11 protein-coding genes are annotated in these 11,339 nt (G+C 72.3%); 5 read left to right on the top strand and 6 right to left on the bottom strand.

The features are described from left to right. Window positions 1-206: 206 nt before the first annotated feature. From purH to sucC, 5 genes are all read right to left on the bottom strand, one after another. Entirely contained in the window at window positions 207-1,841 is a 1,635-nt protein-coding gene (purH, locus tag DEJ01_RS15995) for a bifunctional phosphoribosylaminoimidazolecarboxamide formyltransferase/IMP cyclohydrolase (protein ID WP_111093561.1), read from the bottom strand. Continuing rightward, window positions 1,838-2,431, bottom strand: a complete 594-nt coding sequence (purN, locus tag DEJ01_RS15990) for a phosphoribosylglycinamide formyltransferase (RefSeq protein WP_071404669.1) — start codon at window positions 2,429-2,431, stop codon at window positions 1,838-1,840. The genes purH and purN overlap by 4 nt, the downstream gene beginning before the upstream one ends. Before the next feature lie 41 nt (window positions 2,432-2,472). Then, complete coding sequence (locus DEJ01_RS15985) at window positions 2,473-4,518, bottom strand: DUF6350 family protein (protein WP_111093560.1); 2,046 nt, start codon at window positions 4,516-4,518, stop codon at window positions 2,473-2,475. 141 nt (window positions 4,519-4,659) lie between these two features. Beyond that, on the bottom strand, window positions 4,660-5,547 hold the full coding sequence (gene sucD, locus DEJ01_RS15980) for a succinate--CoA ligase subunit alpha (protein WP_111093559.1): 888 nt from the start codon (window positions 5,545-5,547) through the stop codon (window positions 4,660-4,662). A gap of 11 nt (window positions 5,548-5,558) precedes the next feature. Further along, entirely contained in the window at window positions 5,559-6,728 is a 1,170-nt protein-coding gene (gene sucC, locus DEJ01_RS15975; RefSeq protein ID WP_111024796.1) for an ADP-forming succinate--CoA ligase subunit beta, read from the bottom strand. Between the two features lie 223 nt (window positions 6,729-6,951). On the opposite strand from sucC, the gene DEJ01_RS15970 reads away from it, so the two are divergent. From DEJ01_RS15970 to DEJ01_RS15955, 4 genes are all read left to right on the top strand, one after another. After that, window positions 6,952-8,583, top strand: a complete 1,632-nt coding sequence (locus DEJ01_RS15970; RefSeq protein ID WP_111093558.1) for a RecQ family ATP-dependent DNA helicase — start codon at window positions 6,952-6,954, stop codon at window positions 8,581-8,583. Window positions 8,584-8,825: 242 nt separating this feature from the next. After that, window positions 8,826-9,125 carry a hypothetical protein gene (locus tag DEJ01_RS15965; protein WP_035809242.1) on the top strand — a complete coding sequence of 100 codons (300 nt, stop codon included), beginning with the start codon at window positions 8,826-8,828 and terminating at the stop codon, window positions 9,123-9,125. Between the two features lie 50 nt (window positions 9,126-9,175). Then, window positions 9,176-9,541 carry a hypothetical protein gene (locus DEJ01_RS15960; protein ID WP_146247651.1) on the top strand — a complete coding sequence of 122 codons (366 nt, stop codon included), beginning with the start codon at window positions 9,176-9,178 and terminating at the stop codon, window positions 9,539-9,541. A 65-nt stretch (window positions 9,542-9,606) separates the two neighbouring features. Then, entirely contained in the window at window positions 9,607-10,425 is an 819-nt protein-coding gene (locus DEJ01_RS15955; protein WP_181438480.1) for an oxygenase MpaB family protein, read from the top strand. Here the strand turns inward: DEJ01_RS15955 and DEJ01_RS15950 are convergent. Next, entirely contained in the window at window positions 10,398-10,907 is a 510-nt protein-coding gene (locus DEJ01_RS15950; protein ID WP_181438479.1) for an FHA domain-containing protein, read from the bottom strand. The genes DEJ01_RS15955 and DEJ01_RS15950 overlap by 28 nt on opposite strands. Before the next feature lie 120 nt (window positions 10,908-11,027). Between DEJ01_RS15950 and DEJ01_RS15945 the strand changes: the two genes are divergently transcribed. Continuing rightward, window positions 11,028-11,321 (top strand): WXG100 family type VII secretion target, encoded by a 294-nt coding sequence (locus DEJ01_RS15945; RefSeq protein ID WP_111089241.1) that lies wholly within the window; start codon window positions 11,028-11,030, stop codon window positions 11,319-11,321. The last annotated feature ends 18 nt before the right edge of the window (window positions 11,322-11,339 follow it).

The following is an 11,339-nucleotide window of genomic DNA, read 5'->3' as shown; positions in this document are numbered from 1 at the left end:
GTCCCCACGACGGACACGAGACCTGCACGGGCGGCCGTCGCCACGGTTCCGGTCATGTTGTCCATCGTCACTCCAGTCGTCGTCTTCGTCACCGTTGTGTCCGCGGTGCCGCCGGTCCCGAGGGATCGTCGGCTGCCTGCCGCGGAGCCTTACAGACTATTCACAGTGACTCACGGCGCGCAATGGTTCGTCACCGATTGTTCACATCAGTGGAAGAAGTGGCGCTCGCTCGTGAAGTACATCGTGACGCCGGCGGCCTTCGCCGCGGCGATGACCTCGTCGTCGCGGACGCTGCCACCGGGCTGCGCCACCGCACGGACACCGGCGTCGAGCAGCACCTGCAGGCCGTCGGCGAACGGGAAGAACGCGTCCGACGCTGCGACGCTGCCGGTGGCACGGTCACCCGCACGGTTCACCGCGAGGTGGCAGGAGTCGACCCGGTTGACCTGGCCCATGCCGACACCGACGCTCGCGCCCTGGTTCGCCAGCAGGATGGCGTTCGACTTCACCGAACGGCTCGCACGCCACGCGAAGGCCAGGTCGGCGAGGGTCTGCTCGTCGGCGGGCTCGCCGGCGACGAGGGTCCAGGTGGCCTGGTCGAAGCCCGTGAAGCGGTCGGCGTCCTGCACCAGGAAGCCGCCGGAGATCTGCTTGACCTCGCGGTCGGCGAGCGCGAAGTCGGCCGGCAGCGTGAGCAGGCGGATGTTCTTCTTGCGCGACAGGATCTCGAGCGCCTCGGGGTCGAACCCGGGGGCGACGACGACCTCGGTGAAGATGTCCTTCACGGTCTCGGCCATGGCCACGGTGACCGGGCGGTTCGCGGCGATGACCCCGCCGAACGCCGAGAGCGGGTCGCAGGCGTGCGCAGCGGCGTGGGCCGAGGCGATCGGGTCGGCGGACTCGGCCGGGGCGATCGCGATGCCGCACGGGTTCGCGTGCTTGATGATCGCGACGGCGGGCTCGTCGAAGTCGAAGGCCGCACGGACCGCTGCGTCGGCGTCGACGTAGTTGTTGTACGACATCTCCTTGCCGTGCAGCTGCGTCGCCTGCGCGATGCCGGTGCCGTCCGACGTCGTGTAGAGCGCCGCGGCCTGGTGCGCGTTCTCGCCGTAGCGCAGGGTCGCGGACAGCTCGGCCTCGACCGCCAGGTGCTCGTCGAACGCACCGGGGGTCCGGATGTCGCCGGCGGTCGTCGGGGCCGCGGCGGCGGTGACGACGTCGCTCGCGAAGTAGGACGCCACCGCGGTGTCGTAGGCGGCGGTGTGCGCGAAGGCCTGGGCGGCGAGGCGCTTCCGGAGCTCGAGCGTGGTGCCGCCGGCACGGACGGCCTCGACGACCTCGGGGTAGGACGCCGGGGAGACGACGATCGCCACGTTCGGGTGGTTCTTCGCCGAGGCACGGACCATCGCGGGGCCGCCGATGTCGACGTTCTCGACCACGGTCGCGGTGTCGGCACCCGACGCCACGGTCTCGACGAACGGGTAGAGGTTCACGACGACGAGCTCGAACGGCGCGATGTCGAGGTCGGCGAGCTGCTGCTCGTGCGACTCGAGCCGGAGGTCGGCGAGCAGGCCGGCGTGCACCGACGGGTGCAGCGTCTTCACGCGACCGTCGAGGGACTCCGGGAACCCGGTGACGCTCGCGACGTCGGTGACGGCGTAGCCCGCGTCGCGGATGGTCTGGGCGGTGGAGCCGGTCGACACGATCTCGACCCCGGAGTCGGCCAGTGCTCCGGCGAGCTCGAGCAGGCCGGACTTGTCGCTCACCGAGATGAGTGCACGGCGGACCGGGACCACGTCACGGTCGCGGTAGAGGCTGGGGTCGGCTGCGTGCACGCTCATGCGCTCGGGGTGCCCTTCAGGTCGGTGGTGCCGTTGGCGATGTCGAGGATGGTCTGGATGAGCAGGCGGCGCTCGACCGGCTTGATGCGGTCGTGCAGCGTCGACTCGGTGTCGCCCGGCAGCACCGGGATGCGCTCCTGCGCGAGGATCGGCCCCGTGTCGACGCCGTCGTCGACCGCGATGACGCTCGCACCGGTCTCGGTGACCCCGGCGGCCAGGGCGTCCCGCACGCCGTGGGCGCCGGGGAACTCGGGCAGGTACGCCGGGTGGGTGTTGATGATCCCCGGGGCGAACTCGGACACCACGGCCGGGGGCAGCAGGCGCATCAGGCCGGAGAGCACGAGCAGGTCGGGCGACCACGGGCGGATCTGCTCCGCCAGGGCCTGGCCCCACTCGGCGCGGGAGTCGTAGCGGGTGAACGGCACCGTGAAGGTCGGGATCGAGAACTCCTCGCCCAGGCCGAGACCCTCGGCGTCACGGTCGGCACCGATGGCGACGACACGGGCGGGGTACTCGGCGTCGAAGGTCGCTTCGAGCAGGGCTCGGAGGTTCGACCCGGTACCGGAGATCAGGACGACCAGTTCGAGCACGGCACCAACCCTACCGGCAGGCACGCACGCGAGGGGCGCTGTTACCGGTCGTCCTTCGGCTGCCGCCACCAGGGCAGCTCGTCCTCGGGGATCTGGTCGGTGACGTCCCACTTCGCCGGGCGGGACGGCTCCGTCGGCTTCGACGCGGGCGCTCGGGTGTCGGGCGCGACGTCCACGCGGTCCGCCTCGGCCGTCTCGTCGACGTCGTCGCGGCCGGCCACGAACTCCTCGGTGCTCCACGGGAACGCGGGCTGGGCGTCGGTGGGCACCGGGGTGGGTGCGGGTGTGGACGCGGGTGCTGCGGGCCGCTCGGGGCTGGGTCGATCCGGCTCGGGGTCGGAACCGGTCACACGGTCGCGGAGTGCACCGGCTCGACCCCGGACGCCCTCGGCCGCGTCGGCCAGGCGGTCGCGGAGGCCACCCAGCGCTGCTCGTCCGGCACTGCGGCGCTCCGGGTCGGGCTCGGCGGCCAGACGGTCGGCGGCCACCGCGTCGGTCTTCGCCCAGTCGGGGAGCTCGACGTCGTGGTCCGTGTCGCCCGCGCGCGGTGCGACGGGTGCAGAGGCGGGCCGTGTGGGTGCGGAGGTGGGCCGTGCGGGTGCCGCGTCGGCGGGCTCGCTGCCGATCGGCTCGCTGCTGACCGGCTCGGTCAGGTGTTCGGTCGTCGCACGGGGCCGTGCAGCGGTCGACCCGTCGTGGGACTCCTCGACCACGAAGCGGTGTACATCGGTGGTGCGCCCGGCACCGGCCTGGTCGAGCGCGGCGAGCAGGGACCCCTCGCCGACGTCGACCCCGGCGCGCGCCGTGTCGTGGGCATCGTCGGCTTCGTCGGCCTCGGTCCAGCGCTCTCGCGTCCAACCGCGGTCCGGCAGCCGGACCAGGTCACTGCCCGCGGCGAGCGCGATGATCGCCGGCAGGCCGACCTCGAGTGCGGCGAACCCGCCGACCGCGAGGGCGTGCGGACCGACGTCGGCCAGGCGGCCGGGGCCGAACGAACCGGAGGACACCCAGGCGATGAGCCCCGTGAGCACCCCGGCCACGAGTCCCGCGACGACACCGCCGAGCGCACGGTGCAGCGCGGAGTCGGCGGCGCCCAGGGCCCGCACCAACCGCGGCCGCATCGAGCCGCCGATCGCGAACCCGGCGATGACCGGCACGAGGATCCAGACGAGCCCGAAGGTGTGACCAGAGGTCGGCAGCGCGCCGAAGACCGGCAGCCCGGGGATCGGGCCCAGGGTCGTGGCGATCGGGGACACGCTCGACCCGGTGCCGATGGCGAACCCGGGGCCGATCAACCACGAGGTGGCCCACCCGACGAAGTCCGGCAGGAACGCGAGCTGCCCGACGGTGAGCGCGACGCCGCCGATGACCCCGGCGTGCGACTGCTCGTACAGGGTGATGACCTCGGCGAAGGACGTGAAGAGGAGCAGGCCGACCAGCACCGCGGCCACGCCGACGACCACGGCGGTCGCGGCGGTCCCGGCGCGCAGGCCGAACCCGGCGACGGACCGCCAGACGGCGGGGATGCGGTCGACCAGGTCGATGACCCGCTGGGTGCCGGCGTCGGCGGGCAGGTCACGGCGGCGACGGCAGACCTCGGAGGCGGCGAGTGCGGGGATCCCGAACCAGAGCGCCGGCAGCACCACGGCCTGCCAGAGCGTGGGGCGGGTGGCAGCCGAGGTCGACGACAGTGCGACGGCCAGACCGAGGAGCGCGACGGCGGCGGTCCCGACCAGCAGCCCGGTGGTGCGGTGCTCGGTCTCCGCGAACCGACGTCCGGCACGGGCGCCGAGCCAGGCCGTCACGACCGCGAACCCGAGGGCTGCCAGGGTCACGTGGATGGGGTCGGCCGCGCCGCTGACCCCGGTGCTCTTGGCGAGTGCGGAGCCGAGCAGGAACGAGACGTCGACGCCGTGCCCGACCAGCCAGACGCTGCCGGTGGCCTTCCAGAACACGTCCCAGTCGACCTGCAGGCCGTACTCGAACCCCCAGAGGAGCGTCAGGGGCACGAGGGCGATCCCGATGCCGACGCCGACCGTCACGACCGCCTCGATCGCGGCGAGCAGAGCGGTTCCCAGGCGGTTCATCGCAGCGAGGATACGTGCCCCTCGCGCGGCCGCCCCGGAGCCGCGCGGCTGCCGACGCAAAACACCGGTGTTCGCAGGACGAACACGCGCAGGACGCGGTTCAACCGACGAACACCGGTGTTTTGCGGAACGGGCTGGTCGCTAGCGAGCGGCGACGACCTCGCGCAGCAGCGCGGCGGTCTCGGACGGCGTCTTGCCGACCTTGACGCCGGCGGCCTCTAGCGCCTGCTTCTTCGCCTCGGCGGTACCGGCCGAACCGGACACGATCGCGCCGGCGTGCCCCATCGTCTTGCCCTCGGGGGCCGTGAAGCCCGCGACGTAGCCGACGACGGGCTTCGTGACGTGCGCCTTGATGAACTCGGCCGCACGCTCTTCGGCGTCGCCACCGATCTCACCGATCATCACGATGGCGTCGGTCTCGGGGTCGGCCTCGAACGCGGCGAGCGCATCGATGTGCGTCGTGCCGATGACCGGGTCGCCGCCGATGCCGATGGCGGTCGAGAAGCCGAGGTCTCGGAGCTCGTACATCATCTGGTAGGTCAGGGTGCCGGACTTCGAGACGAGCCCGATCGGGCCCTTGCCGGTGATCGTCGCCGGGGTGATGCCGACGAGGGACTCCCCCGGGGTGATGATGCCCGGGCAGTTCGGCCCGATGATCCGGGTCGTTCCGCCCTTCGCCTTGGCGTGCGCCCAGAACTCGGCCGAGTCCTGCACGGGGATGCCCTCGGTGATGACGACGACGAGCGGGATCTCGGCGTCGATGGCCTCCATCACCGCGTCCTTCGCGAACGCCGGCGGGACGAAGACGATCGAGACGTCGGCACCGGTGGTGTCGATGGCCTCGCGCACCGAGCCGAAGACCGGCAGCGACACGTCGCCGTGGGTGACGGTGGTGCCGGCCTTGCGGGCGTTCACGCCGCCGACGACGTTCGTGCCGGCCTTGAGCATCAGGGCGGTGTGCTTCGTGCCCTCGCCACCGGTGATGCCCTGGACGATGACCTTGGAGTCCTTGTTGAGGAAGATCGACATGGTCAGTCCCTTCAGGCCGCTGCGGCGGCGAGTTCGGCGGCCTTCTCGGCCGCATCGTCCATGGTCGCGGCGACGGTGACGAGCGGGTGCGCTGCCTCCGCCAGGATCCGGCGACCCTCTTCCACGTTGTTGCCGTCGAGGCGCACGACGAGCGGCTTGGTGGCCGCGTCGCCGAGGATGCCGAGCGCGGCGACGATGCCGTTCGCGACGGCGTCGCACGCGGTGATGCCGCCGAAGACGTTCACGAAGACGCTCTTCACCTGCGGGTCGCCGAGGATGACGTCGAGGCCGTTGGCCATGACCTCGGCCGAGGCGCCGCCGCCGATGTCGAGGAAGTTGGCGGGCTTCACGCCGCCGTGGCGCTCACCGGCGTAGGCGACGACGTCGAGCGTCGACATGACGAGCCCCGCGCCGTTGCCGATGACGCCGACCTGGCCGTCGAGCTTGACGTAGTTCAGGCCGTGGGCCTTCGCCTTGGCCTCGAGCGGGTCCTCGCTGGCGGTGTCCTCGAGGTCCTTGTGGCCCTCGTGGCGGAAGTCGGCGTTCTCGTCGAGCGAGACCTTGCCGTCGAGTGCCAGGATCTGGCCGTCGCCGGTGCGGACGAGGGGGTTCACCTCGACGAGGGTCGCGTCCTCGCCCTTGTAGACGTCGTAGAGCTTGACGAAGACGTCGGCGACGGCGTCCTGCAGCTCCGATGGGAAGTTCGCCTGCCGAGCGATCTCGAGCGCGGCGGCCTTGTCGATGCCCGTCAGCGGGTCGACCTCGACCCGGGCGAGCGCCTCGGGCTTCTCGACGGCGAGCTGCTCGATCTCCATGCCGCCCTCGACGCTGGTGAGCGAGAGGTAGGAGCGGTTGGCCCGGTCGAGCAGCACGGAGAAGTAGAACTCCTCGGCGATGTCCGCACCCTGGGCGACCATGACGCGCTGGACGGTGTGGCCCTTGATGTCGAGGCCGAGGATGGCCTGCGCGTGCTCGAACGCCTCGTCCGGGGTCTTCGCGACCTTCACGCCGCCGGCCTTGCCGCGACCGCCGACCTTCACCTGCGCCTTGACGACCACGACGCCACCGATCTTCTCGGCCGCCGCCTTCGCCTGCTCGGGGGTGTCGGCGATGATCCCCTGCAACACGGGGACGCCGTAGGACTCGAAGAGGTCCCTGGCCTGATACTCGAAAAGATCCACGCTGTTCTTCTTCCCGCACGGTTCGTGCGATCGGCATCGGTTTCCCGGTCGCGCACTCCACATCGAGGGTCGCTCGATGTCGAGACAACGGCCGCCACGCAGCCTAGCGCTGCTCGGTGGACGGCCGGTGCACGGATGCCAGGCCCCGGTCCGCCCCGACGCGCATGAGCCGCTGCGCGCACCGCTGGGACCGGCCCGAGCTGGCGCTCGGCACTGTGGATCGGTGCAACCCGAACTCCGTACCCGCGCCACCGAGGTCTTCGGCTGGAAGCTCCGCCCCGACCAGGAGTCCGTCATCGACGCGGTGCTCGAACACCGCGACGCCCTGGCGGTCATGCCCACCGGATCGGGGAAATCCGCGATCTACCAGGTCGCCGGCCTCGGACTGGACGGCCTCGTCGTGGTCGTCTCCCCGCTCGTGGCGCTGCAGGAGGACCAGGTGGTCGGGCTCGAGCACCATCCCGACGCCCCCCGAGCCGTCGCCCTGAACGCCACGAAGAAGGCACGGGACGTCGCCGATGCATGGGACGCCGTCACCGCGGGCGAGGTCGGCTACGTGTTCCTGGCCCCCGAACAGCTGGTGAAGGACGACGTGCTCGAGCGCCTCCGCGACGCCGGGGTCGCACTGGTCGCCGTCGACGAGGCGCACTGCATCTCGTCGTGGGGCCATGACTTCCGACCCGACTACCTGGCGCTCGGCGAGGTCGCGGAGCGCCTGGGCCGCCCGCCGGTGCTCGCCCTGACCGCGACGGGGTCCGCTCCGGTCCGGGACGACATCGTCGAGCGGCTCGGCATGCGCGACCCGTTCGTGCTCGCCTCAGGGTTCGACCGTCCCGGCATCCGGCTCGAGGTGGTTCGGCACGCCGAGGACGCCGAGAAGCGCCAGGCCGTGGTCGACCAGGTCGCCGAGCTCGACGGTCCCACGGTCGTCTACGTCGCCACCCGCGCGGCGACGACGGAGTACGCCGACGCCCTCGCCGCCCGCGGTCGTCGTGCGCAGCCGTACCACGCCGGCATGCGGGTGGCGGAGCGCGAGGCCGTGCACACCGGGTTCCTGGACGGCGACGTCGACGTGGTGGTCGCGACGAGTGCCTTCGGCATGGGCATCGACAAGCCCGACGTCCGGTACGTCGTGCACGCCGACGTCCCCGAGTCGATCGACGCCTACTACCAGGAGATCGGGCGGGCCGGGCGGGACGCGGAACCGGCCGGCGCCACCCTGCACTACCGCGCCGAGGACTTCGGCCTGCGCACGTTCTTCGCGTCCGGCTCGCCGCGGCCCGCCTCGGTCCGGGCCGTGTTCGACGCCGTCCCGGCGACCGGCTCGATCGCCCGCTCCGCGCTGGTGGAAGCCTCCGGCCTGTCGGCCCGCACCGCCGGTCGAGCACTCAACGCCCTGCTCGACGCCGGCGCCCTGCGCGACGACGTGGACGGTGTCTCCCGGGTGCCGGACGGCCCGCAGGACGCCGACCGTGCCGCACGTGCGACAGCCGACCGTGCCGCCGAACGGGAACGGGTCGAGGAGTCCCGCATCGCGATGATGCGCCAGCTCGCCGAGACGACCGGGTGCCGCCGGCAGTTCCTGCTCGGCTACTTCGGCGACGAGCTACCGGAGCCGTGCGGCAACTGCGACACCTGCTCGTCCGGCACCGCCCGTGAGGCCTCCGCCCACGTCGCCGACGGTGCGAACGACGCCGCCTGGCCGCCGGATGCCCGCGTCGAGCACGCCGAGTGGGGCACGGGCGTGGTGATGAGCACGGAAGAGGACCGCATCACGGTGTTCTTCGAGTCCGCCGGCTACCGCACCCTCGCACTCGCCGACGTCGAGGAACGCGACCTGCTCGAACGCGTCTGACAGCGGCACGGACGAAGCGCACCGGCGGCCGGCGCACGGGCCCGGACGGCCCGGCCGGCCCGGGCGGGGAAGGCGCGGTCGCTCGACCACCCGTCGGCGACCGCGCTCCACTCCCCCGAGCATCGGCGATGCTGCCGTGGCGGTGTGACCGGAAGGTGACGCCCGGGTGAACACGACACGAAACCGGACGGCCGCCAAGCGCCGGCGGGTAGGCAGGAAGCCCGCAACGGAAAGGAACCACCATGAGCGACCCCGGCATCAGCCCCGTCGACGACTTCGAGTCCCAGCAGCGTCGCGACGACGACATCGACCGTGAGCACGTCGGCCCGTACGAGGTGGACGAGGCCGAGGAGTCCCTCGAGACGGTGACGAACGACGCGGTCGCCGGTGAGACGGTGGAGCCGCAGCCCGGTGACGGCTCCGACGACGGTCCGACCGGCGGGTCCCCGCGCGAGGGCTCGCCCGACCTGTGGGAGCACGAGAACGAGCAGGACGAGGACCGCGCCGACCTCGGCAACGACCTCGGCACGAAGCCGCTCTGAGCGCTGACCTGATCAGGCTCCCCCGGAACACGGCTCGGTAGCATCGGGCCGTGTTCCGACGAGTCCGTGCCAGCGTCCGCAGCATGCCCTCGGCAGCGCGGCTGCTGGCGGTCGCGGCGATGCTGCTGGTCGCCGCCGCGGCACACCTCGCCGCCCGCTCGGAGCCCGGTGGCCGCTGGGTCCCGCTCCTCGTCGTCGGCGTCGTCGGTGCGGTCGTCACCGGATCACCGACCCGCCTCTGGCCGCTCCCCGCGATCTGGCTCGTCGCGACGCTCCTCGCCCTGACCGGTGACGCGCCCGTCGGTGCCTCGTCCGCACTGGTCGCCCTGGTCGTGGGCGCGGTCGCGCTCCTGGCGGCGATCGCCGCGGACCTGTGGCCCGTCCTGTGGGCGCGACGCCGACGGGGTGCGGCGTGACCACCCCACGGCCTGGAGGCGCGACACACGACCCGCACCGTGCCTCCCGTCCGACTGCTGGTCGCGTGCACGACCGTCACCTGCGGCGGTTCCTCGCCGACAGCACGCCCGTGGCCGCGGGAGGCCGCGCCATCCTGCTGCAGATCGCCGACCCGGTCGTCGCGGCCGGTGTCCGACGGCACTCGGACTTCGCCAGGCGACCCCAGCAGCGGCTCGCCCACACCCTGATGTTCGTCTACGCCGTCGTCATCGGCACCGACACCGACTCGGCGACCGCAGCGGGCTTCGTCAACCGTGCGCACCGGCCCGTCGCCGGCGCCGACGACGTCGACCGGCAACTCTGGGTGGCCGCGACCCTGTTCGACTCCGCCCGGCGGGCGCACGACCTGTTCGGCACACGCGTCTCCGCGGCCCGCGCCGAGCAGGTCCTCGCCGCCTACGCCCCGATCGCCACGGCGCTACGGGTGCCGCCGGAGCGTTGGCCAACCTCGGTGGCGGCGTTCGACCGGTACTGGCAGCAGACGCTCGACGGACTCGAGGTCACCGACGACGCCCGCGGGGTCGTCCGCGACCTGCTGCACCCGCGGTTCGCGCCGCTGTGGGTGCGGGCGGCGATGCCCCTCGTCCGCATCGTGACCGTGGGGCTGCTGCCGGAACGGGTGCGCACGGCGTACGGCTTCGCCTGGGGGCCGCGGGAGGAACGGCGCTTCCGGCGCACCGTCCGGGTGGTGGCCGGGGTGCGGGCGCTCGTGCCGGGGGCCCTGCTGCGGCTGCCGGGGCCGCTGCTGCTGCGGGCGATGCGGCGGACCGCTGGGCGGTACGCGACGGCTGGTGCTGGTGCTGGTGCTGGTGCTGGTCAGCCTGCGAGTACCCGCACGGCGTAGTCCCCCACCATCACGACGTCACCGGGCCGGGCGATGACCTGTGCGCCGCCCACGCTGGGTTCCTGCGCGCCGGATGCACGGACGACCACCGTGCCGTTCGAGGAGCCGAGGTCCTCGACCACCAGGCCGCCGTCCCCGGTCGGCCGCATCGCGGCGTGCTCGCGCGACACCGACTTCCCCGGGTCGTCGAGCAACACGGCTCGTCGCCCCGGCGCGGTCGGGACGCGTCGCCCCACGACGACCGGCTGGTCGAGCGGCACGACGGTGCCCGGCGCGACCTCGAGCACGAGTCGCGGCACGATGCCGATCGTCGGCAGCGGCTGCTCCGTCCGGACTACGGCGTCCGGCTCGTCGTCCGACACCGGAGCCGCGGGCAGCACCCAGGCGCGAGACAGGTACCCGGCCTGCCGGTCGCGCTCGACGTCGGCACGCGTGACCGCCGGGCGCTTCGGAGTGTCGTCGTCCTTCCGGCGTCGAGCCACCGTGTACCCCTCGTTCTGGTGATTGTTCAGAAGTGGTGCGAGATGCAACGCGATCAAGTATGGTCGAACCGCGCCGGGGGTCGCCCGGTACTTCACATCCGCATCGGGAGGGCATGCGCCATGGCCAATGTCAACGTCACCTACGACGATCTTCGCAACCAGGCTTCGCAGCTTCGCAACGGCCAGAAGGCCATCGAAGACCAGCTGAGCCAGCTCAAGAGCCAGATCGACAACCTCGTCTCGTCGGGCTACGTCACCGACAAGTCCTCGAAGGCCTTCGACTCGACGTACTCGGAGTTCAACTCCGGCGCGACGCAGACGATCCAGGCCATCGACGGCATGGCCGGGTTCCTCGAGAGCGCGGCGAACACCCTCGAGTCGACCGACGAGCAGCTCGCGTCCAGCATCGGCTGAGACCGGCTCGGAACGGTG

The organism is Curtobacterium sp. MCLR17_040, from assembly GCF_003234735.1.
Lineage (GTDB): Bacteria > Actinomycetota > Actinomycetes > Actinomycetales > Microbacteriaceae > Curtobacterium > Curtobacterium flaccumfaciens.
The sequence above is the reverse complement of the archived record's forward strand: the minus strand, read 5'-3'. Positions and strand labels throughout refer to the sequence as shown.

Excerpts from the sequence above, each read along its gene's own strand:
- purH (WP_111093561.1), bottom strand. The coding sequence starts at position 1,841 with ATGAGCGTGCACGCAGCCGACCCCAGCCTCTACCGCGACCGTGACGTG.
- DEJ01_RS15965 (WP_035809242.1), top strand. The coding sequence starts at position 8,826 with ATGAGCGACCCCGGCATCAGCCCCGTCGACGACTTCGAGTCCCAGCAG.
- DEJ01_RS15985 (WP_111093560.1), bottom strand. The coding sequence starts at position 4,518 with ATGAACCGCCTGGGAACCGCTCTGCTCGCCGCGATCGAGGCGGTCGTG.
- DEJ01_RS15945 (WP_111089241.1), top strand. The coding sequence starts at position 11,028 with ATGGCCAATGTCAACGTCACCTACGACGATCTTCGCAACCAGGCTTCG.
- sucD (WP_111093559.1), bottom strand. The coding sequence starts at position 5,547 with ATGTCGATCTTCCTCAACAAGGACTCCAAGGTCATCGTCCAGGGCATC.